Origin of the sequence: Mycobacterium sp. 852002-40037_SCH5390672, assembly GCF_001665875.1 — a bacterium.
Classification (GTDB): domain Bacteria; phylum Actinomycetota; class Actinomycetes; order Mycobacteriales; family Mycobacteriaceae; genus Mycobacterium.
In genome coordinates, this window is record NZ_LZTA01000140.1 from 1 (window position 1) to 22,106 (window position 22,106).

The following is a 22,106-nucleotide window of genomic DNA, read 5'->3' on the forward strand; positions in this document are numbered from 1 at the left end:
TCATCGCCACCCTGCTGTCGCGCTGCGGGCTCCCCGACTCCGGGGTCGGTTTGACCCAGTTCGTGGCCGCCGGCCCCCGCGTCACCGACATTGAGAGGCCGCCGGTAGAAGCTCTTGACCAGGTGAACGCCGTCGCCGGTGAGCAGCGGGCCTACCAGCCACGGCACGAACATCGGGTGCGGGTTGATCAGGTCGGAGTCGACGAACACCACGATGTCGCCGCAAGTGGCGGCCAGCGAGCGCCACAACGCCTCGCCTTTGCCGGGCCGGATCGGCACCTCGGGCAACGCCTGCTCGCGGCTGACGACGCGGGCGCCTGCGGCGACGGCCCGAATCTCGGTGTCGTCGGTGGAGCCGGAGTCCAGCACGATCAGCTCATCGACCAAGCCGTCGACCAGCGGTGAGATGCTCTCGATCACCGACTCGACGGTCTCTTCCTCGTCGAGGGCCGGCAGCACCACCGAGATGGTCCGCCCCGCCTTCGCCGCCTCCAACTCGGCGATGGTCCAGCTCGGCCGGTTCCAGCTGCGGTTGGCCAGCCAGGTGTCGCCGGGCCGGGCGGCGAGCATGCCGTCGTGGGCGAGATCGCCGGCGACCAGGTCCGATGTCGTCATGCCAACCCCCTCACCGTGCGCGTCGGCGGGCGGGTTCCCTGGATCGAGGCCACCATTTCCAGCACCCGGCGGGTGGCCGCGACCTGGTGTACGCGAAACATCCGGGCACCCGCGGCCGCCGCCAGCGCGGTGGCCGCCAACGTTCCCTCGAGCCGCTCGGTCAATTCCACACCCAGAGTCTCCCCGACGAAGTCCTTGTTACTCAAAGCCATCAGCACGGGCCACCCGGTATTAACAAGATCGTCCACGTGGCGCAACAGCAGCAGCCCATGGAAGGTGTTCTTGCCGAAGTCGTGGGTCGGATCGATCAGCACCCGGTCCCGCGCCACCCCGCACGCCACCGCCCGCTGGGCGGCCGTCGTGACCTGGGCGATGACGTCATCGACCACTGCGTGCGTGGTGGTTCCGTAGTTCACCCGAAACGGGCGAGTGCGCGGCAGCGCGTTGCCGGTGTGCGAACACACCAGGCCCGCCCCGAACTCCGCGGCCACCTCCGGCAGCGCCGGATCGATGCCGCCCCAGGTGTCGTTGATCAGGTCCGCACCGGCCGCACAGGCCACCTTGGCGACCTCGGAGCGCCAGGTATCGGCGCTGATCAGCTGGTCTGGGTAGGTATCGCGCAGCCACTCGATGAACGGCACCAGCCGGGCGATCTCGGTGTCGGCATCGACCTCTTGCCCGGGGCCGGCCTTGACGCCACCGACGTCGATCACATCGGCACCCTCGGCGACGGCCCGGTGCACCGCCGCCCTGGCAGCCTCGTCGCTGAAGGTCGCACCCTTGTCGTAGAACGAGTCCGGGGTGCGGTTGACGATCGCCATGATCAGCGCACGATCGCCTGCGACCGGGCGGCCGCACAGCGTCGAACGGCCGGCTGACGCCGGCGGTGTCGAACGGCCGGCTGACGCCGGCGGTGTCGAACGGCCGGCTGACGCCGGCGGTGTCGATTGCACACGTATATGGTGCCCGGTCGCCGCCACTCACGCGGCTTGGGGACCCTCGCGCACGCGAGTGCGCGGCCAGCCGCACACCTGAGGCCGAACATGCGGCCGCCGCGCACTCGGCGAAGCGACGCCGACTGGCCTTACGGGCGTTTGCCCTCGGCTACCTCGGCGGGGTACTCGTCGTAGAACGGCACGTAGCCCTCGTCGCGCCCGGCCAGCACATACAGCGGGTCCTTCACCTCGGGGCCGTAAGCCTGCTCACGCAGCTCCACCTTGCGGCTCTTGAAGGTCGTGGTCTGCTCGATCGACTCCACCACCCGCACGAACAGCGGCAGTGCATAGGCGGGGAGCTGGTCGTACACGGCACGGGACAACGATTGCCCGTCGAATTCGGCGCCGCCGCGCAGTTTGACCGCGGCCATTCCGGCGCGGCCACCGGTGCGCGGAACCTCGACCCCGAAGACCGTGCAGTCCTCGACGGAGTCGTCGGACGACAGCGCCGCCTCGACCTGTGTGGTGGCCACGTTCTCGCCCTTCCAGCGGAAGGTGTCGCCGAGCCGGTCGACGAACGCGGCGTGGCCCAGCCCCTGCGGGCTCATCACGTCGCCGGTGTTGAACCAGCAGTCACCCTCACGAAAAGCGTTGCGCACCAACTTCTTTTCGCTCGACTCCTGGTCGGTGTAGCCGTCGAAGGGCTGCAGCCGATTGACTGGGGTGAGCAACAAACCCGGCTCCCCCGCCGGCACGCGGCGCACCCGCCCGTTGTCGTCGCGCAGCGGGGCGCCGGTGTCGGGGTCGTACTCGACGTAGGCCAGCGGCATAGGAAAGACGCCGGTGGAGCGGGGCACGTTGAACACGTTGATGAACGCGGCGTTGCCTTCGCTGGAGGCGTAGAACTCGCAGACGCGGGCGATGCCGAATCGCTTGGTGAACTCGTCCCAGATCTCCGGGCGCAGGCCGTTGCCGGCGATCACCCGCACCTTGTGTGCGCGGTCGGTCGGCTTGGCCGGCTGGTTGAGCAGGTAGCGGCAGACCTCGCCGATGTAGATGAACGCCGTGGCGTCGTTGGCGATCACTTCGTCCCAGAACTTCGACGCCGAGAACGACTTGCCCAGCGCCAGCGTCGCCCCCGAATTGATCACCGACGACAGCGCCACCGTCAGCGCGTTGTTGTGGTACAGCGGCAGGCAGCAGTAGAGGGTGTCGGAACTCTTGAGCCGCAACCCGATTCCACCGAACGCCGCGAGCGCCTTCAGCCACCGCAGGTGCGTCATGACACTGGCCTTGGGGAATCCCGTTGTGCCCGAAGTGAAGATGTAGAACGCGGTATCCCTGGCATGCACGGCCGATGCCGTGGCGGGGTTGGTGGCCGGGGCGCTGACCGCGAACCGCTCCAGGTCCTCGACGGTCAAGGTCTCGGTGCTGCCCGAGCCGCCGCACTCGGCCACCGCGCTGACCAGATCGGCCTCGGCGATCAGCACCTTGGCGTCCAGCAGGCCGAGGCTGTGCGCGAGCACCTCGCCGCGCTGGTGGTAGTTGAGCATGCCGGCGACCGCGCCGCATTTGACCGCGGCGAGCATGGCCAGCACGGTGTTGGGCGAGTTACGCAGCATGATGGCCACCACGTCGCCCTGGCCGACGCCGCGCGCGGCCAGCACGGCGGCGTATCTATTGGCGGCGGCGTTGGCGTCGCGGTAGGTCAGTTGCTGATCGCCGAAGCGCAAGAAGATCCGGTCGCCATAGCGGGCGGCCCTGTCCTGGAACACCGTGCCGATCGATTTCTTGGAGCCCGGCTGGGCCAGCAACCCGGTCATCGCGCCGCGCACGATCACCGGCAGGTCGGCCAGCAGGGCCGGAGCCCGAAATGCGACATCGGTCAGTTTGACCGCCGTGCGCGCTCCCCCGTCACGATCGGACACGTGATCCCCTCGATTCGTTTCCAAAGTCAAGTTCGGCGGACAGCCTAGTAGGGCGGCAAACCCGGCGGCCTCAGGCGGGTGCGCACGCTTCCAGCGCCGCACTCACCTTGTCGACCAGCACCAGCCGGTCCATCGCCACCTGGGAGACGTAACCGCTGTCCAGCAGCCCGCACAACCAGGTCCACAGCCCTTCATAGTGGCCCAGCGGGTCCAGCAGCACGATCGGTTTGCCGTGCAACCCGAGGAAACCCGTCGTCCATGCGTCAAGCAACTCGTCGAGGGTGCCGATGCCGCCCGGCAACGCGATGAACGCGTCGGCGCGGTCTTCCATGATCTGCTTGCGCTCATGCATGGTGTCGCTGACGATCAGCTCGTCGGCGTCCGAGTCGGCGATCTCGCTGCGCATCAGGATCTTGGGGATGACGCCGACGGTGCGGCCCCCGCGGGCCCGCGCCGCGCCGGCCACCGCGCCCATCGCCGACACCCGGCCACCCCCCCACACCAGCGTCCAGCCGCGCTCGGCGATCCCCTCGCCGAGTTCTGCAGCGACACCGAGTAATTCGGGATGCTGTGGGCCGGATGCGCAGTACACACACACCGACCACTCGCCTGATGAATCGCGTTCGCCGGGCATATCCGCCAAAGGTAGACCAACCGCCTACGGCCCGTCATATCTGGGGCTTTCGCCCTGCCGCGCGCCTCGCGCACCATAAAATTCGGCAGTGCCGATTCGATGGAACGTCCCGCAACATGCGACGGCCTCAGAACGGCTGGAGGCGGCTTTGGCCGACGGCGCCCGGGGAGCGGTGGTGTTGGGACCCGACGGCGTCGGCAAATCCACGCTGGCTCGGGCGGCCGCCGAGCGTTTTGCCGAGCAGCACCCCCACACGCTGATCCGCTGGGTCACCGGGACCCCGACCGAACGCGCGGTCCCGTTCGGGGCGTTCAGCCATCTGGTGGAGATCGGCGACATCGGCAAGCCGGCCGCCCTGTTGCGGGCCGCCCGGGCATCGCTGGGCGGTGACGACCTGCTGCTCGTCGTCGACGACGCCCAACACCTGGACGTGCTGTCGGCCACGCTGGTCTACCAGCTGGCGCGGGACGGCGCGGGACGGCTCATCGTCACCGCCCGCGCCGACTCCCGGCCCGAGGCGATCGCGGCGCTGTGGAGCGATGGCCTGCTCACCCGGATCGACATCGACCCGTCCGGCGGTGCGACCGCGCCGGGAGGGATTGACACCTTCCTTTCCGAGCTACCCGCGGTGGCGCGGACGGTGCTGGAGTATCTCGCCGTCGCCGAGCCGCTGTCGGTCGCCGATCTGGCCGCGCTCGCCGGCGACGGCGCGGTCGCCGAGGCCGTGAAATGGGGTGCGGCCGAGACCCGGTCGCGGGGCGGGTCCTCCGACGACCCGGTCGTCTATACGGCCCACCCGCTGTTCGCCGAGCGGACGCGGGCCGCGCTCGATCCCGACGACGCCCGACAACGACGCACCGACCTGGTCAAGCTGCTGTCGCAGCGTCCGTGCGAACATCTCAGCGACCGGTTGCGGCTGGTGTCGCTGGCGTTGGACAGCGACGCTCCCCCGCGGGTTACCGACGTCGTCGCCGCCGCCCAGCAGGCGCTGCGGCTGGGCGACTTGGGGCTGGGTGAACGGCTCGCCCGATCGGCGCTGCAGCGGTCCGGCGGGTTGGCGGCGCGGCTCGCCGTGGCGCACGCGCTGGCGTGGCAGGGCCGTGGCCGCGAGGCCGACTCGGTGCTGGCCGACGTCGACTCCACCGCGTTGACCGAACCGGCACTGATGGACTGGGCTCTGCTGCGGGCGGCGAACCAGTTCTGGATGTTGAGCGAACCGGAGCGCGCCACCGCCTTCCTGCGGACCGTGCGTAGTCGCGTCACCGATACCGGCCCACGGACCACCCTGGACGCACTGAGCGCAACGTTCGCGATGAACGCGGGCAACGTCGGGCACGCGGTGAAGGTCGCGGGCGAAGTCCTCGCGTCGCCGGCGGCCGACGACCAGGCGGTGGCCTGGGCGGCCAGCGCTGCCGCATTGTGCTCGGCGCGCCAGGGCCGATTCGATGACGTCGAGCCGCTGGCGCAGCGCGCCTTGGGCGCCGAACATCCCGGGCTGCTGCGCTTCACGATCGGACTGGGCCAAACCACCGCGCTATTGATGGCCGGCCGGCCCGACCAAGCCCGCGAGCTCGCTCAGCAGTTCACCGACTTCGCCGAGCTGCAACAGCCGGGTCGCGCCATCGGCGAGGTGCTGCTGGCGCATGTGCTGCTGGCCGGTGGCGAATTTGCCTCTGCAGCAGCATTATTGGTCCCGGCGGCCGCCACCCTGGAGCGCACCGGTTACTCGTGGGGGCCGTTGTCGCTGACGCTGCTGGCCACCGCGCTGGCCCAGCAGGGTGACACCGCCGCCGCGGCAAAAGCGTTGAGCAGGGCCGAATCCCGGCACGGCACCAAGTCGGCACTGTTCGCGCCCGAGCTCGGTGTGGCGCGGGCATGGCGGCTGGCCTTGGTGCGTGAAACGCACGGCGCGGTGTCCGCCGCTCGCGACGCCGCCCGGATGGCCGAACGCGGCGGACAGCGGGGCGTGGCGCTGCGGGTCTGGCACGAGGCCGTGCGGCTGGGCGACATCCGGGCCGGGGACCCCCTGACCCGGCTCTGTGACGAGATCGACTGCGTCGCAGGCAGACTCGCACTGGCTCATGCCCGCGCACTGGCCGCCGGCGATGACGCGGCGCTGCGGACGGTTTCGGACGAGTTGACGTCGATCGGCATGCACGCGGCCGCCGCCGACGCCGCCGCGCAGGCGCAACGGTGCGGGGCCGGCAAGGCTTAGCCGCTCAGGTAGCCGCGCAGCACGTCCACGGCGGCGGTGATGTCGGCGACCGCGACCCGCTCGTCGCGCTTGTGCGCCAGATTGGGGTCACCGGGTCCGAAGTTGACCGCCGGTATGCCCAGGGCGGCGAAGCGTGCCACGTCGGTCCAGCCGTACTTGGCCCGGACATTGCCGCCGGCCGCCTCGACCAGGGCCTTGGCGGCGGGCTGGGACAGTCCGGGTAACGCGCCCGCCGCCGCGTCGGTCTGTTCGATGTGCACGTCGAGTCCGGCGAGCACGTCGTGCACGTGTTGCAGGGCGTCGGGCAGCGACCGGTCGGGGGCGAAACGGAAGTTGACCGTCACCGCGGCCGCGTCGGGAATGACGTTGCCCGCCACACCGCCGTCGATGCGCACGGCCGACAACCCCTCACGGTAGACGCAGCCGTCGATATCCACGCTGCGCGCCCGGTACGCGGCCAGCCGCTCCAGCACGGCACCGAGTTTGTGAATCGCGTTGTCTCCCAACCAAGATCGCGCCGAATGGGCACGCGTCCCGGTGGCGCTGACCACCACACGCAGGGTGCCCTGGCAGCCGGCTTCGATGTAGCCGCCGGTGGGCTCGCCCAAAATGGCCACGTCGGCGGACAGCCAGTCCGACAGCTCGCGCTCGATGCGGCCCAAGCCGTTTGCCGCGGCGTCGATCTCCTCGCAGTCGTACATCACCAGCGTGAGATCGTGCACCGGAGCGGCCACGGTGGCAGCGAGATGCAGAAAGACCGCGTCCCCGGATTTCATGTCCGCCGTGCCGCAGCCGTACAGGTCGCCGCCGTCGCGGCGACTGGGCAGGTTTCCGGCCACGGGCACGGTGTCCAGGTGCCCGGCCAGCAGTACCCGCGACGGCCGCTGGTGGTGTGTGCGTGCCAGCACGGCGTTCCCGTGGCGAATGATCTCGAACCCCGACGTCTGAGCCCGCAGCGCGGCCTCGACCTCGTCGGCCAGCCGCGCTTCGTCCCGCGATTCGCTGGGGATGTCCACCAGCGCCGCGGTGAGCGCGATCGGATCCCCGCGTAAGTCCAGCACGATCTCAGGGTAGTGGCGATCGCCAGCGCGGCGGAGCCGGGCGCAGCGGGTCGCCACCATCTGGCCCGCGATCGCCAGCGCGGCGGAGCCGGGCGCAGCGGGTCGCCACCATCTGACCCGCGATCGCCAGCGCGGCGGAGCCGGGTGCAGCGGGTCGCCACCATCTGGCCCGCGCTCACCGATCAAGGTGAGCCGCGCGGGGCACAGCTTGGGCTAGACGAGCAACCGCGTGGGCATCACCTTGGGCTTGACGCCGTAACGCGGTCCCATGCCGTAACCGCCCCGCCCCGCCGAGGCGACGGCCGGCATGCCGGACGCCCACGTGGTGTGCGCGTCTTCGGCGGGGGCGGTCCACCCCGTGCCCGCGACGGTCGTGGTGGGGACCCGGGGTGTGGCCGCCGACCACGCGGCGGGCGTTGACAATCCGCCGACCGGGGACGCCGAGCCCATGCTCGCCAGTACCGGTGCGGCACCGACGCCCGCGGCGCTGACCGGGGCCGCGGCGCTCACCAGGGCGCCGGAGCTGACCCCGCTGCCCAAATCGCCGGCCAGGCCGGCGGAAGCCGCCGTGTCGAGGGTGTGGTTATAGAGGATGTTGGACACGATGGTGTTGAACACATTCCACGACACCACGTCGAAACCGGCATTACCGACGTTGGACACCACGGGGTCGCCGAGCACGCTGTCCAATGCGCTCCCCGCCGCGCCCGCGCCCGGCAATGCGGCCGGCGCGGCGGCCGGTGCGGCGAACGACTGCACGGCGTTGGGCACGTTGGAGACAACTCCGCGGAGCCCGCTCGTCTGCGCAGCCGTGGCCGCCGTCTGCACGCCCGACCCGCCCGGGCTGTTGGTAGGCGCCGGTGACGTCAACGGGCTCAGCCGGGCCGCGGCGGCGGACGCCGCGGCGTAGCCGTACATCGCCGCGGCGTCCTGGGCCCACATCTCGCCGTACTGCGCCTCGGTGGCCGCGATGGCCGCGGTGTTCTGGCCCAGGACGTTGGTGGCCACCAGGGCCGCGAGCTGGGCCCGGTTGGCCGCGATCAGCGGCGGCGGCACCGTCATCGCGAAGGCCGCCTCATAGGCGGCGGCCGACGCCATGGCCTGGGCCGCGGCCTGTTGCAGCTGCCCGGCGGTGGTGTGCATCCACAGCACATACGGCTCGACGGCGGTGGCCATCGCGACCGAGGAGGGACCCATCCACTCCTCGCCGGTCAGATTCGAGATGGCCGACTGGCTGCCCGATGCGGTGGTACTCAGTTCGTCGGCCAGGCTGCTGAATGCCGCCGCCGCGGCCATCATCGGCCCGGCGCCTGCTCCGGTGTACATGCGGATGGAGTTGATCTCTGGCGGAAGTGCTCCGAAGTCGAAAGTCATTGCCTCGCTCCTGTTCTCTGGCGGCTGTTCGGGGTATTAGATGGCGGGCCTGGGCATCACGGTCGGCTTGACGCCATAGCGCGGGGCGCCAAGCCCGTAGCCGCCGCGTCCGGTGGTGGCCATTGAGGGCACGCCCCCCGGAATGGTGCTCACCGATGCGGTCTGGGGCGCGGCGCTGGTGAAGCCCGCGCCGACCAGCTGTGCCGGAGCGGGATTCACCACGGGCACACCGCTTGCCGCCCAACTGGGTGGCACCGACAATGCGCCGACCGAGGGCCCCCGGCCCATGCTGGCCAGCATCGGTGCCCCACCCACGGCCGCGGGCGCGGCCGGGGCGGGCGCGCTCGCCACGGTTGCCGCACCGACGTCACCCGTCAAATTCGGGATCCCGGCCGCGCCGGGGACGGGAGCGAATTGCCCCTCGCCCAAGGTGATGAAGTCGGACGCGGCCGAGCCGACGTTCTGACCCCACTCGATGGAGGTGCCGAGGGCGGCGTCCCCGGGCGGTGGGTCAGCCGCGGCCAGCGGTGCCGCTGCGGGCAACGCCGCGGCGCTGGTGGTCACCTGGTTGGCCGCTTCCGTCGTGCCATACGAACCGGCGTTGCTGTCCAAGTTGCTCACCAGTGTTTGATGAATCGCCTTCGCCTGTGCGCTGACCTGCTGATACCACGCGCCGTAGGCCGAGAATTGCGCGGCCTGCAGCGCGGAGACCTCATCGGCGGCCGCGGGAGCGATGCTCGTCGTGGGCGCTGCGGCGGCGGCATCCTGGGCGGCCATAGAAGTGCCGAGCCCTTCGAGTGTGCGCGCCGCGGCCAGCAGCGCCTCGGGCCGTGTGGTGACAAAGGACATGTTTTTTCTCCTCCGGCAATCAAGCGGCCGCTACGGACCGGTGACAACAAACCCCGCGACAAGGCCGGAAAGGACCTGCGGACCCCCGGAAGCTACGTACCCGAATCGGCGAAATTCACGCCGCTGACCTGCTAGGACCGGTCACCCGGCATCCTGCCGAACACCACGAATGCGCTAAACGCGCCCGGCAAGACGAATTGCGTTGCCCGCGTGGGTCTTTGAACATCAGACGGCCTGCCGGTTTCCGGTCCCCAGCAGGGCGGGCGGATCCGAGCCCAGCCCACGAAGTAACCTGACCGCCGTGACTGGAGCTGCAGGTATCGGGCTGGCAACGCTGGCCGCTGACGGATCGATCCTCGACACGTGGTTTCCCGCACCGGAACTGACCGAATCCGGCACCAGCGCGACGTCGCGGCTGGCGCTGTCCGACATCCCCCCCGAACTGACCGCGCTGATCGGCCGGGACGACGACCGCGGCACCGAGACCGTTGCCGTGCGCACGGTCATCGGCTCGCTGGACGACGTGGCCGCCGACGCCTACGACGCCTACCTGCGATTGCATCTGCTCTCGCACCGGCTGGTGGCGCCGCACGGACTGAACGCCGGCGGCTTATTCGGGGTGTTGACCAACGTGGTCTGGACTAATCGCGGACCGTGCGCCGTCGAAGGATTCGAGGCGGTCCGGGCCCGGCTGCGCCGCCACGGACCGGTGACGGTCTACGGCGTCGACAAGTTCCCGCGGATGGTCGACTACGTCCTGCCGACCGGGGTGCGCATCGCCGACGCCGACCGGGTACGTCTCGGCGCGCACCTGGCCGCGGGCACGACGGTGATGCATGAGGGCTTCGTCAACTACAACGCCGGCACCCTGGGGGCCTCGATGGTGGAGGGACGCATCTCCGCCGGCGTGGTGGTGGACGACGGCTCCGATATCGGCGGTGGAGCCTCGATCATGGGCACGCTGTCCGGCGGTGGCACGGAGGTCATTTCGATCGGCAAGCGCTGCCTGCTCGGCGCCAACGCGGGCCTGGGCATCTCACTGGGCGACGACTGCGTCGTCGAAGCGGGCCTCTATGTCACCGCGGGCACCAAAGTCATTACTCCCGAAGGCAAGACGATGAAGGCCCTCGAGCTGTCCGGTGGCAACAACCTGTTGTTCCGCCGCAATTCGGTGAGCGGGGCGGTCGAAGTGGTGGCCCACGGCGGTCAGGGCATCGCCCTCAACCAGGATCTGCACGCCAACTGAGGCGTGCACCTATGAGTCGATGGGGACCTTCTCGGCGGCCGGGGCGGCGCGAAGCGCGGTTCCCCTGGTTTCGGGCAGCAGGTAGACGGACACGAAACTGGCGACGACAAGGGTCGACATCATGAGCCCGATCGCCCAGCTGCCGTAGGTCGCCAGCAAGGTGCCCGCCAGCAGCGGCGGCACGGCGGCGCCGAGGATCCCGGCCAGATTCATCGCCACCGCGGCGCCGCTGTACCGGTAGCGCGTGGCGAACAATTCGGGAACGAAGGCCCCGGTGGGGCCGTTGGCCACCGCCGCGCAGGCGAACATGCCGAGGACTGCGACGGCGTACATGACGGGGTTGCCGGTATCCATCAACGGGATGACCACGAACGACCAGGGCAGACATGCGGCCAGCCCGCACAGCATCACTCGGCGACGCCCGACTCGATCGGACAGCCATGCCCCGAACGAGACGAACGCGATACTCGTAAGCCCGGCCAGCGCGCCGACGCCCCAGATGAAGCTGCGCGAATAGCCCAAATGGGAGTGGGCGTACATGACGAGGAATGTGTTGCCCAGGTAGACGAACCCCATGCCGCCCAGGAAACAGCCCGCGACCAGCACGATCTCCCGCCGCTGCAACCGCACCAGCTCGGCCAGCGGCGCTTTGGGCACCAGGTTGCGGGCCTTCTCCTCCACGAACAGCGGGGTCTCGTCGATGTTCAGCCGCACATAGAGGGCGATGGCGATCAGTCCGCTGCTGATCAGAAACGGCACCCGCCATCCCCATTCCATGAACGCGGGGCTGCTCTCGCCCATGGTGAGGCTGACGGCGAGGAAGGTCAGGCTGGCCAGAATCCCCGCCGTCCCGCCGCCCAGCGAGGTGAACATGCCGTACCAGCCACGTTTGCCGTCGGGGGCGTATTCGGCGCTCAGCAGGACGGACCCCGCCCATTCGCCGCCCACGGCGAACCCTTGTAGCAACCGCAGGACGATAAGGATCAACGGCGCGGCCATCCCGATCGACGCCGTGTTGGGGACCAGGCCCACGCTCACGGTCGAGGCGCCCATGATCAGCAGCGTGGCGACCAGCGTCTTTTTGCGGCCCAGCCGGTCCCCGAAGTATCCGAAGACCGCCGCCCCCAGCGGGCGAGACAGGAACGCCGTCGCGAACGTCGCCATCGAGGCGATGGTGGCCACCGTCGGGCCCAGGTGCGGGAAGAACACCGTGGGAAACACCAGTGCTGCCGCCGTCCCGTAGATCAGGAAGTCGTAGAACTCGATGGCCGAGCCCACCAGACACGCGAGCGCAATTCGTCGCATCGGGGTCGGCGCGGCAGGAGCCGGGGTCACGGCGACGGTGCCGACGGACCGAGCGGGCTCACCCACGTTGGCCGCTCACTGTCGGGCTGCTTCGATACACGGTTACGACGGTAGGTGAAGGTTCGCGGCCACGCTCGGCGCTGAAGCTGGCAAGTTGCTGCGTGTCTCGGCGCCCGGCTGACCGGGTGCTTACCGTGTTGAGCGGCGGCTCAGCCGTCGGTCAACAGCTGCTTTTTGAGGACCTTGCCCATGGCGTTGCGCGGCAGGGCGTCCACGATGCGCACCTCACGGGGCCGCTTGTGCACCGAAAGCTCTTGGGCGACATAGTCGATCAATTCGTCGCCGGCGGCCGATCCGACGACGAACGCGACGATGCGCTGGCCGAGGTCGGCATCGGGCATCCCGACGACCGCCGCCTCTTGGACGCCCGGATGTCCGAGTAGCACCGTTTCGATCTCTCCGGCGCCGACGCGGTATCCGCCGGACTTGATCAGGTCGACGGACTCGCGTCCGACGATGCGGTGCATCCCGTCGGCGTCGATCACCGCGACATCGCCGGTGCGATACCAGCCGTCGGCGTCGAAGGCGTCAGCGGTGGCTTCCGGCCGGTTCAAATAGCCGTCGAACATCATCGGCCCACGCACGTGCAGCTTTCCCACGGTCTCCCCGTCGTGCGGCACCAGGCCGCCGTCGTCGTCGAGCACCCGGGTCTGCACACCGGTGAGCGGCAGGCCCACCCACCCCGGACGGCGCTCGCCGTCGGCCCGCGTGGACAGGGTGATCAGGGATTCCGAGGCGCCGTAGCGTTCGATGGGCTGATGTCCGGTGAGTCCGTCCAGTCGGTCGAACACCGGCACCGGCAGCGGCGCGCTTCCGGAGACCAGTAGCCGCGCCGGGCGCAGCGCACGGGCGGCCGTCTCGTCGGCCACCACTCGCGACCACACCGTGGGCACCCCGAAAAACAGCGTGCCCCCGAAGTCGGTACCGGCCTGCGCGTAGCCCTGCGGCGTCGGTTTTCCGGTGTGGATGAAGCGATTCCCGATCCGCAAAGAGCCGAGCAGGCCCAGCACCAGGCCGTGCACGTGAAAGAGCGGCAAGCCGTGCACCAAGACGTCGTCGGCGCTCCACTGCCAGGCTTGCGCGAGGGCATCGAGGTCGGCCGCGATCGCCCGCCGGCTCAGCACCACGCCCTTGGGCAGCCCGGTGGTGCCCGAGGTGTAGATGATCATCGCGGTCGCGTCGGGCGACGGCTCGGCATAGCGGTGCCAGGAGCGGGCATGCAACCGCACCGGAATGTGCGGCAGCCCTTCGGGCTCGTCCGGCACCGGTCCGAGCCAGGCTTGCGCGCCGGAGTCGGTGAGCATGTGGCGGCGCTCGGCCGCGCCGACGTCGGAGGGCACCGGGACGAAGGGCACCCCGGCGATCAGGCACCCGGTGACGGCCAGCACCGTCGCGGCGGTCGGCGCGGCCAGGATCGCAACGCGGCCCGCGCCGCCCACCCGTTCGGCCACCGAGGTGGCGGCACCGACCAGGTCGCTGCGGCTGAGCACGGTGCCGTCGATGCGCACCGCGTCGGCGATATCGGTGGCGGTGAGGGCCGAGGGATCCAGCGACGTCAGCAGCACGTCAGCAGGCTACCCGCCGCCGGAAAACGTCAGTTTCGCTCGTCCCAGATCTTCATCAGGGTGGACAGGATCTCCTCGCCGCGGCCCAGCCCGGCGAGGTGACTTTCGCCGGGCAGCACGACCAGCTCGCAGTCGGGCAGCAGGGACACCACGTGCTCGCCGTGCGCGAACGGCACGATGTGGTCACTGTCGCCGTGCCACCAGCGGACCGGAACCTTGACCTCGTCGAGCCGGAATCCCCAGTCCTGGGTGAACAGAATGATGTCGTTGAAGGGCGCAGCCAGCTGCTTGCGGCTGCCGTTGAGCAGGTCGTCGAGGAACATGGCCCCGAACTCGGGCCGGGTGAGCAGGCGCCGATCGGCTTCGGGCGATACCGCGGCGTACAGGTACAGCGCGGTGTTCGCGACCGGACGGATGGCCCGGACCACCAGGCTCGCGCCGATCCGCAGTGGGTCACCGCCCAGCCGCAGCAGCGGCGCCATCCGCTTGCCCAGGTTCATCAGACCGCTGGTGATCCCCTCGTCGCCGAGGAATGGCGCGACGCCGCCGAGCACGCCGGCGGCGACGACACGATCGGACAGCACCGCCGCGGACGCGAGCGCGTACGGACCGCCTCCGGACAGGCCGATGACGGCCATTTTGCCGATGCCGAGCGTGTCCGCGATGTTCCGCAGGTCGTCGGCGAACGCCCTGATGTTCTCGTACCGATGCGGCGTCGACGAGCCGATCCCCGGCCGGTCCAGCCCGATCAGCCGGATCTTGTTGTTCTCGGCGTAGAGGCGGGCTTCGGTGGGAATCTGGCGGCGGGCGCCGGGGGTACCGTGCAGCCAGAAGACCGCCCGACCCTGCGGATCACCGAATTCGGCGAAGCCGATCTGGCGGTCCTCGCCGACGGCGACGTTTCCTTCGAGTTTGGGGCGGGCGATCTCGATGACCATGTCCAGAGCTTGGCATGTCAGGCGCGGTTACCAAAGGCCGGGCCAGGCGCTTCTCGCCCCCGCCGCCGGCGACTATGCGTTGAGGACCCGCTCACCGATGACCCGCTCGGTCCGCAGACTCGCGACCTCGGCCAGGGACAGGCCCAGCTCGCGCAGGATCTCGTCGTTGTGCTGGCCGAGGGTCGGCGGGACGGTGCGGTGGTGGCGCTGCGGCCCGGGCGTGATGCGAAAAGGCCAGCCGGGATAACGATGCGGTCCGGTGATCCGGTGTTCGAGTTCCTCGTAGTATCCGCGCGCGTCGAGCTGGGCTCCGATGAATGCGGGGTCATACATCTGGTCCCCGGTGATCACCCGCTCCGCCGCGATCCCCTGCGCCTGAAGGGTTTCGACGACCGCCGCGGCGGTCTGTGTGCGGGTCCAGGCGGTGACGAGCTCGTCGAACACGTCATGGTCGATCGGCTGATCGGGCACGGACAGCGCCACCCAGTGCTCCTCCTCGGAAGTCGGGTAGACGCCTTGCAGGTACCCGCGCCGGCGGTTGCCCTCGCGCGGGCGCACCACACCGTTCATCGAGTACTCGATTACCGGTTCGGCGGTCACCGCGGCGGCGACCTCGATCTGGGCTATCTCGATGAGTTGGCCGGCACCGGTGCGGTGCCGGTGCTCGAGCGCGGCCAGCAGCGCGATCCCGGCATGCACACCGACGATCGGATCGGCGGGGCCCTGCGGGTTGCACGGCGGGCCGTCGGCGTATCCGGTGGCCGCCGACATGCCCGACGTCTGCTCGAAGTTCAGCGCCCAGCCGACATAGTCACGCCATGGCCCGTGCAGGCCGTATCCGGGCATCCGCACCACGATCACGTCGGGCTTCAGCGCTACCAAGGAGTCGTAATCCAGACCGAACTGCTCGACCACCCGCGGCGAGAAGTTCTCCACCACCACGTCGGCTTGCGCGGCCAGCCGCCGGGCGATGCCGAGGCCGGGCCGCGAAGTCAGGTCGAGAGTGAGGTCGCGCTTGTTGAGGTTGGTGCCCTGCCAGATGGGGCTGCGCTCATACCAGTCGTCGCCCTCATAGGCGAAGGCTCCCGAATAGCGGTGCCCGTCGGGCCGCTGGATCGACTCGACCTTGACGATGTCGGCGCCGAACGCCCCGAGGTAGCAGGTCAGATACGCCCCGGCCCAAAACGTGGTCAAGTCCAGCACCCGCAGACCGGTGAACGGCAGCGGCCCTGCCGAATGCGCAAGCGATTTGCCGTCACTGGCCCACCGCGCGGTTCGCGTTCCCCGGGCGGGAGACGGGGTATGTTGTGCCACAGGTGTTTTCGAGAACCGGAAGGCCGGTCCGGGACGCCGAAACGACCATCCGGGGCCGCCGGCCGAGTGAAAGAACCCTCGCGTGGCGTATTGCGGACAATCGAGCACCGTGGCGCCGTCGTTGACCGGCGCGGCCGGAATGCGCAGAGCCTGAGCGAGTTCCACGATTTCGGCGACGGTCTGGCCGGCCAGCACGGGCTCGGCCTTGGCGAAGAAGTCGTCGCGCTCCGGCCCGCCCATCATGATCGCGATCTGATGCTCGCCGAACTCGGGCAGGCCGAGCATCGCGCAGACGTCGAGCCAGTGCTGACCCGTGAGGCAGTTGATGCCCACCCAGCCGTCGGCGGCCGGGACGACACCCAGCATGGGAGCCGATCGCAGATTGGCCGGCAAGCCGAGCCGTCGCATCCGCTGGGCCATCAACATCGGATAGGGCAACGTCGACAGCAACGATTCCAGCTGCGAGACATCCACTTCCGTGACCCGGCCGGCAACCCGCGACCGCAGGGCGGTGAGCGCGCCCAGCGCACCGTAGGCACCCGCGACGTACTCGGCGATCCGGGCGCCGACTTGAACCGGCGGGCGCTGCGGATCCCGGGAGCTGATCCAGCCCGATGCCGCCTGCATCGTCAGCGGCGTGGTCTGTCGATGACGCCACGGACCGCACCGACCGAACGCAGAGATGCGTAGCAGCACCAGGTTTGGGTTGATCCGCTGCAGGTCATCGAGCCCGAGACCCCATCCCTGCAGCGTTGCGGGTGCGAAATCCTCCACCAGCAGGTGTGCCTTCGTGATGAGCTCGCGCGCGATCGCCCGGTCGCGTGCGTCCGAGAGATCAAGTGTGGCACCGTCTTTGCTGGCGTTGAGGTACTCGAACAGACCGCAACGATCCGGGTCGACGACACCGGAGGGGAACGGCCCCCAGCGCCGCAGCGGATCTCCGGTCGGCGGCTCGATCTTGATGACCTCGGCGCCCAGGTCGACCAGAAGCTTCGCCGCGTAGGGACCGGAGATCTCGCTTGCGATTTCGACGACGTGCAGCCCCGTAAGGGGTCCCGTCACGCGGGAACCCCGATGGCCATCGGTTCCATGTACTGGTGCAACCCGCCGATTCCACCGCCCTCACGGCCCAGGCCGCTGAGCTTGAAGCCGCCGAACGGCGCGCCACCCGGGCTGATGCCGTTGACCGCGATCTGACCGGTACGGATCCGCCGGGCAACACCGACGGCGCGGTCCACATCCCCACCCCACACCGCACCGGACAGCCCGTATTGCGAGTTGTTCGCGATGGTGACCGCGTCGTCGTCGTCGCGGTAGCGCAGTACCGTCAACACCGGTCCGAACACTTCCTCTTGCGCGATAGTCGAATTCGGCTCCACGCCGGACAGGATCGTCGGCTCGAAGTAGAACCCGACGTCCAAACCGGCCGGCCGGCCGCCACCGGTCACCAACTTCGCCCCGTCGCTGCGCGCGCCGGCGACGTGCGCCTGGACCCGGTCTCGTTGCGCCGCACTGATCAGCGGACCCATCTGCACCTCGGGATCGGTCGGGTCGCCGACCTTGACCTCGCGGGCCAAGGTGGCGAGCCGATCCACGACGTCGTCGTGCAGCGAATCGGGCAGCAGCAGCCGGCTGTGCAGGATGCAAGCCTGTCCGGCGTGCAGTGAACAGGATTCGAAGAGCATCTGCCGCAGCATGTCGTCGGTGACTTGCGCGTCGTCGAGGACGATGCTGGCCGACTTGCCGCCCAGCTCGAGCAGGATCCGCTTCATCGTGTCCCCGGCGGCGGACATGACCTGGCGGCCGACCACCGAGCTGCCGGTGAAGCTCACCATGTCGATGCGCGGATCGGTGGTCAGCAACTTGGCCGCCTCGACACCCGAGGGCGTGACGACGTTGACGACCCCGGGCGGGATTTCGGTGTGCTCGTCGATGAGCCGCGCCAACGCCAGCCCTGCCAACGGTGTCAACGGAGAGGGCTTGAGCACGACGGTATTTCCCGCGGCCAGAGCATGATTCAGCTTCATGACGTTGAGGCAGTGCGGGAAGTTCCACGGCGTCAGCACCGATACGACCCCCAGCGGCGCATGCCGCAGCAACGTGGTTCCCGCGCTGATGCCCGTGACCTCCTGGTCGACCAGCTGGGTGGCGAGCTGGGCGGCATGCATGGACATGAACCCGGCGCCGTCGATCTGCATGATGCGCTCGTTGGCGATGCACCCCCACTCCGCCTGGGACAGCGCGAAGAAGTCGTCGGCGTGCTTGGTCAGCGCCTCGCCCAGCTGGTTCAAGCACCCGGCGCGCTGCTCGGCGGTCATCGTGCCCCACGGTCCGGTGTCGAAGGCGCGCCGCGCGGCCGCGATCGCCTCGGCAACCTGGGCCACGCTGGCGTCGGGCGCGGTGGCGATGACGGCCTCGGTGGAGGGGGACACGTCGTCGTAGCGGCCATCCTGCGGCTCGACCCAGTTTCCGTCGATGTAGAGCTGATACGCCTGGACAAGGGCGGGTGAATCGGCCATGTGCATCCTTCGGTCATCTGATCACTTGGTGTACACCTCTGTGCGTCCCTCGTCAATCACTAATTGAGTGAATACCATGGTGTTCCAATATTTTGGTGTCATATTGACAGCACACGACGGCACGGAGTAGACACAGTCCGCAAGACAGATTGCACGAATCTGTCGGATCGGGCGTCCTGCGAGAGGGGCTAGCCGTGCAGATCCATCCGCCGCTGCGCTCGCCGAGCTTCCCGCTGCACTCCCCCGACTTCTACGCGGGCGACCCCTATCCCGCCTACCGGGAGCTGCGCGCGACGGCGCCGGTGTGCTGGAACGACGTCACCAATTTCTGGGCGTTGTTGAAGTACGAGGACATCCGCTTCGTCTCGGGCAACCCGGCACTGTTCTCGTCGACGAAGGGCATCACGATTCCTGATCCGGCGATGCCGAGCCCCGTGCAGGAGGGCAACCTGATCTTCAGCGACCCGCCCCGGCACCGGCAGTTGCGCCAGCTGATCAACGCGGGCTTCACCAAGCGGCGGGTGGCCGTGCTCGAGCCGAAAATCCGCGAGATTGTGGGCGGAATTCTCGACGGCATCGAACCCGGCTCGGTGCACGAGTTCGCCGAGGAGATCGCCGCGCCGCTGCCCACCCGGATGATCGCCGAACTGATCGGCGCCCCGCCCGACGACTGGGAACAGTTCCGTGCCTGGTCGGATGCGGCCACCGGGAACGCCGACCCCGAAATCGAACTCGACTCGGTGGTGGCGATGGGCCAGCTGTTCGAGTACTTCCAGAAGCTGATCGCCGCACGCCGCGTGCAACCGCGCGACGACTTGTTGTCGGTCCTGGCCGAGGCCGAGATCGACGAACACCGACTCACCGATGACGACCTGCTCAACTTCGCCTTCCTGCTGCTGGTGGCCGGCAACGAAACCACCCGCAACCTCATCGCGCTGGGAACGTGCGCGTTGATCGCGCATCCCGACCAGTGCCGCCTGCTCGTCGAGGATCCCGCCCGCATCCCGCTCGCCGTCGAGGAGATGTTGCGGTGGAACAGTCCCGTGGTGCACATGGCCCGCACCGCGACCGCCGACGTCGAGATCCGCGGTCAGCGGATCCGGGCCGGCGAGGTGGTGGTGATGCTCTACGGGTCGGCCAACCGGGACGAGGACGTGTTCGGTCCCGACTCCGAGGAGTTCAACGTGACGCGGCACCCGAATCCGCACATCGCCTTCGGCTGCGGCGAACATTCCTGCGTAGGTGCGCAATTGGCGCGCCTGGAGGCGACGGTGCTCTTCGATGAGCTGTTGCGCCGCTTCCCCAGCATGGAGCTGGTGGGCGACGTCGACAGGATGCGGGCCACCATGGTGCCCGGGGTGAAGCGCATGCCGGTGCGGATGGGGGTCTGAGTCGATGGACCTCGAATACACGCCATCCCAAGAGCGGCTGCGCGCCGAGATGCGCGCGACATTGGAAACCGTGATGACGCCGGAACGCGTCGCCGCGGTAAGCGAGCGGATGGAGGGTGGGCCCGCGGTGCGCGAATGCGTCCGCGCCCTGGCCGCGGCCAATCTACTGGGCGTCGGCTGGCCTAAACAATATGGTGGGCAGGGGTTTTCGGCCATCGAGCAGTTCATTTTCTCCGAAGAGGCGCGCCGGGTCGGCGCGCCCATTCCGCTGGTGACGCTCAACACTGTCGGGCCGACGCTGATGCACTACGGCACCGACGAGCAGAAGCAGCAGTTTCTGCCGGCGATCTTGGATGGCACCGTGGAGTTCGCCATCGGCTACTCCGAGCCCGGCGCGGGCAGCGATCTGGCCTCGGTACGCACCACCGCGGTGCGCGACGGCGACGAATATGTGATCAACGGCCAAAAGATGTTCACCAGCGGTGCGGCCTACGCCGATTACATCTGGCTGGCCGTTCGCACCGACCCGGAAGCCAAGAAGCACAAGGGCATTTCCATCCTCATCGTGCCGACCTCGTCGCCCGGATTCTCCTGGCAGCCGCTGCACACCATGCCCGGCATCTCGACGTTCTACACGTTCTACGACGACGTCCGGGTGCCGGTCAGCGCGCTGGTGGGCGCGGAGAACCAGGGTTGGCAGCTGATCACCACGCAGTTGAACTTCGAACGCGCGGCCCTGGGCAACCTCGGCGCGCTCGAGCCGCTGTTCGAAAAGACCCTGGACTGGGCCGTCAGCACCGAACTCGACGGTGGCCGCGTCATCGATCAGCCCTGGGTGCAGCAGGCCCTGGCGCGGGTCGAAGCCCAAGTCGCCGCATACAAACTCGTCAATTCGCGGGTGAACGCGGCGATGACGAAGGGTGTGCTCAGCATGGGTGAAGCGTCAGCGGCCAAGGTGTTCGGCACCGAGCTCACGCAGCAGGTCGCCCGGGAACTGCTCGAGGTACTGGACGGCAACGGGGTGCGGCGCGGTACCGACGCGCCGCTTCGCGGCGCGCTGGAATCCGCCTACCGGCAGGCGGTCATCAATACCTTCGGGGGCGGAGCCAACGAGATTCAGCGTGACATCATCGCCATGGCCGGGTTGGGTATGCCCCGCGCCCCCCGCGACCTTCGGGCCGCGAAATAGTCAGGAGGACAGAACTCAGTGACCGATTCAGAAACCGTCAGCGCCAAGGTGCGGGCCCTCGTGGGCCAGCCGACCGGCGGCACCGGAAAGCCCTCACTGGCACCTGACCCGGTGAACCAGCCGATGATCCGGCACTGGGCGTACGCGATGGCCGACATGAACCCCGTCTACATCGACCCGGAGTTCGCCGCGTCGTCACGGTTCGGCGGCATCGTGTCACCGCCGGTGATGCTGCAGACCTGGACGATGCCGTCGCCGAAGCTGGAGGGAATCGGCGAGCGGGGTGGGGCGCCCGTCGAGATCACCGGCAACCCAACGGCATTCCTCGATGAGGCCGGCTACACCAGCACGGTGGCGACGAATTCGGAGTTCGAGATCGAGCGGTACCCGAGGCTGGGCGACGTGATCAGCGCGACGACGGTCTACGAGTCGGTCTCCGACGAGAAGAAGACGGCGCTGGGCACGGGATTCTTTCTGACCTGGCTCACGACCTACACCGATCAGAACGGCGAGGTGTTGGGGCGGCAGCGATTCCGGGTGCTGCGATTCAGGCCGGCGAGCTGATGGCGGCCCGGCTGGCTCCGGCGATCACCGGCGACACCGAATTCTTCTGGAACGGATTGCGGGAGAATAAGCTTCTGATCCAGCGGTGCAGTGGCTGTGGGCAGCTGCGCCACCCGCCCCGCCCGATGTGCCCGCACTGCCGCTCCCTGGAGTGGGAGGCGATCGAGGCGTCGGGCCGTGGCACCGTTTACAGCTACGTGATGCCGCACGAGCCGAAGTTTCCGTTCTTCGAGTACCCCTACGTCGTCGTCCTGGTGGAACTCGAGGAGGGGGTGCGGCTGGTGTCCAACCTGACCGGCATCGACCCGGCCGAGGTGACACCCGGGATGCCGGTCGAGGTCTACTACCAAGCTTTCGATAACGACCTGGTGTTGCACCAGTTCCGGCCGAGCGCATAGGCCTCTC

General features: G+C 68.9%; 18 protein-coding genes. 6 read left to right on the forward strand and 12 right to left on the reverse strand.

The features are described 5' to 3' along the window. The 4 genes from A5782_RS24700 to A5782_RS24715 form a co-directional block, all read right to left on the reverse strand. Positions 1–614, reverse strand: a 614-nt coding sequence (locus A5782_RS24700) for a glycosyltransferase (protein ID WP_231986780.1), incomplete at its 3' end; no start/stop codon positions are given. Next, positions 611–1,567, reverse strand: a complete 957-nt coding sequence (folP, locus tag A5782_RS24705) for a dihydropteroate synthase (protein ID WP_156624102.1) — start codon at positions 1,565–1,567, stop codon at positions 611–613. The genes folP and A5782_RS24700, both read right to left, overlap by 4 nt. Positions 1,568–1,698: 131 nt before the next feature. Further along, entirely contained in the window at positions 1,699–3,477 is a 1,779-nt protein-coding gene (gene fadD6, locus A5782_RS24710; protein WP_067104954.1) for a long-chain-acyl-CoA synthetase FadD6, read from the reverse strand. A gap of 70 nt (positions 3,478–3,547) precedes the next feature. Next, positions 3,548–4,111: a TIGR00730 family Rossman fold protein gene (locus A5782_RS24715; RefSeq protein ID WP_067104956.1), complete on the reverse strand. Its 564-nt coding sequence runs from the start codon at positions 4,109–4,111 to the stop codon at positions 3,548–3,550. Between the two features lie 88 nt (positions 4,112–4,199). On the opposite strand from A5782_RS24715, the gene A5782_RS24720 reads away from it, so the two are divergent. Further along, positions 4,200–6,326, forward strand: a complete 2,127-nt coding sequence (locus A5782_RS24720) for an AAA family ATPase (protein ID WP_067104964.1) — start codon at positions 4,200–4,202, stop codon at positions 6,324–6,326. On the opposite strand, the gene dapE is transcribed toward A5782_RS24720, so the two are convergent. The 3 genes from dapE to A5782_RS24735 form a co-directional block, all read right to left on the reverse strand. Next, positions 6,323–7,387 (reverse strand): succinyl-diaminopimelate desuccinylase, encoded by a 1,065-nt coding sequence (gene dapE, locus A5782_RS24725; RefSeq protein ID WP_067105056.1) that lies wholly within the window; start codon positions 7,385–7,387, stop codon positions 6,323–6,325. The genes A5782_RS24720 and dapE overlap by 4 nt on opposite strands. A gap of 213 nt (positions 7,388–7,600) precedes the next feature. Next, positions 7,601–8,761, reverse strand: coding sequence for a PPE family protein (locus tag A5782_RS24730; protein WP_067104965.1), 1,161 nt, complete (start codon positions 8,759–8,761; stop codon positions 7,601–7,603). Positions 8,762–8,797: 36 nt separating this feature from the next. Beyond that, complete coding sequence (locus tag A5782_RS24735; RefSeq protein WP_067104966.1) at positions 8,798–9,610, reverse strand: PE domain-containing protein; 813 nt, start codon at positions 9,608–9,610, stop codon at positions 8,798–8,800. Positions 9,611–9,902: 292 nt separating this feature from the next. Here A5782_RS24735 and dapD point away from each other — a divergent pair, with 292 nt between their 5' ends. Further along, on the forward strand, positions 9,903–10,856 hold the full coding sequence (gene dapD, locus A5782_RS24740) for a 2,3,4,5-tetrahydropyridine-2,6-dicarboxylate N-succinyltransferase (RefSeq protein ID WP_156624104.1): 954 nt from the start codon (positions 9,903–9,905) through the stop codon (positions 10,854–10,856). 9 nt (positions 10,857–10,865) lie between these two features. On the opposite strand, the gene A5782_RS24745 is transcribed toward dapD, so the two are convergent. The 5 genes from A5782_RS24745 to A5782_RS24765 form a co-directional block, all read right to left on the reverse strand. Next, complete coding sequence (locus tag A5782_RS24745; protein ID WP_067105058.1) at positions 10,866–12,161, reverse strand: MFS transporter; 1,296 nt, start codon at positions 12,159–12,161, stop codon at positions 10,866–10,868. Between the two features lie 209 nt (positions 12,162–12,370). Next, entirely contained in the window at positions 12,371–13,786 is a 1,416-nt protein-coding gene (locus A5782_RS24750; protein WP_067104975.1) for an acyl-CoA synthetase, read from the reverse strand. A 29-nt stretch (positions 13,787–13,815) separates the two neighbouring features. Then, positions 13,816–14,724: an alpha/beta fold hydrolase gene (locus A5782_RS24755; RefSeq protein WP_067104977.1), complete on the reverse strand. Its 909-nt coding sequence runs from the start codon at positions 14,722–14,724 to the stop codon at positions 13,816–13,818. Between the two features lie 72 nt (positions 14,725–14,796). Beyond that, a complete protein-coding gene (locus tag A5782_RS24760) occupies positions 14,797–17,100 on the reverse strand; it encodes a CaiB/BaiF CoA-transferase family protein (RefSeq protein WP_067104979.1) in 2,304 nt (767 codons plus the stop codon). Next, positions 17,097–18,557, reverse strand: coding sequence for an aldehyde dehydrogenase family protein (locus A5782_RS24765; protein ID WP_067105059.1), 1,461 nt, complete (start codon positions 18,555–18,557; stop codon positions 17,097–17,099). The genes A5782_RS24760 and A5782_RS24765 overlap by 4 nt, the downstream gene beginning before the upstream one ends. 194 nt (positions 18,558–18,751) lie before the next feature. Here A5782_RS24765 and A5782_RS24770 point away from each other — a divergent pair, with 194 nt between their 5' ends. The 4 genes from A5782_RS24770 to A5782_RS24785 are packed head-to-tail and all read left to right on the forward strand — an operon-like array spanning position 18,752 to position 22,099. Then, positions 18,752–19,948, forward strand: a complete 1,197-nt coding sequence (locus A5782_RS24770; protein ID WP_067104981.1) for a cytochrome P450 — start codon at positions 18,752–18,754, stop codon at positions 19,946–19,948. A 4-nt stretch (positions 19,949–19,952) separates the two neighbouring features. Further along, complete coding sequence (locus A5782_RS24775; RefSeq protein ID WP_067104983.1) at positions 19,953–21,137, forward strand: acyl-CoA dehydrogenase family protein; 1,185 nt, start codon at positions 19,953–19,955, stop codon at positions 21,135–21,137. Between the two features lie 18 nt (positions 21,138–21,155). Next, a complete protein-coding gene (locus A5782_RS24780) occupies positions 21,156–21,701 on the forward strand; it encodes a MaoC family dehydratase N-terminal domain-containing protein (protein WP_067104985.1) in 546 nt (181 codons plus the stop codon). Beyond that, the gene (locus A5782_RS24785) at positions 21,701–22,099 is read left to right on the forward strand and encodes a Zn-ribbon domain-containing OB-fold protein (RefSeq protein ID WP_067104987.1); all 399 of its coding nucleotides are present in this window, start codon (positions 21,701–21,703) and stop codon (positions 22,097–22,099) included. Before A5782_RS24780 ends, A5782_RS24785 begins: the two co-directional genes overlap by 1 nt. Positions 22,100–22,106 lie beyond the last annotated feature (7 nt).

Coding starts and splice junctions, on each gene's coding strand:
- A5782_RS24715 (WP_067104956.1), bottom strand. CDS start 4,111: ATGCCCGGCGAACGCGATTCATCAGGCGAGTGGTCGGTGTGTGTGTAC.
- A5782_RS24730 (WP_067104965.1), bottom strand. CDS start 8,761: ATGACTTTCGACTTCGGAGCACTTCCGCCAGAGATCAACTCCATCCGC.
- A5782_RS24735 (WP_067104966.1), bottom strand. CDS start 9,610: ATGTCCTTTGTCACCACACGGCCCGAGGCGCTGCTGGCCGCGGCGCGC.
- A5782_RS24745 (WP_067105058.1), bottom strand. CDS start 12,161: ATGCGACGAATTGCGCTCGCGTGTCTGGTGGGCTCGGCCATCGAGTTC.
- A5782_RS24755 (WP_067104977.1), bottom strand. CDS start 14,724: ATGGTCATCGAGATCGCCCGCCCCAAACTCGAAGGAAACGTCGCCGTC.
- A5782_RS24765 (WP_067105059.1), bottom strand. CDS start 18,557: ATGGCCGATTCACCCGCCCTTGTCCAGGCGTATCAGCTCTACATCGAC.
- A5782_RS24775 (WP_067104983.1), top strand. CDS start 19,953: ATGGACCTCGAATACACGCCATCCCAAGAGCGGCTGCGCGCCGAGATG.
- A5782_RS24785 (WP_067104987.1), top strand. CDS start 21,701: ATGGCGGCCCGGCTGGCTCCGGCGATCACCGGCGACACCGAATTCTTC.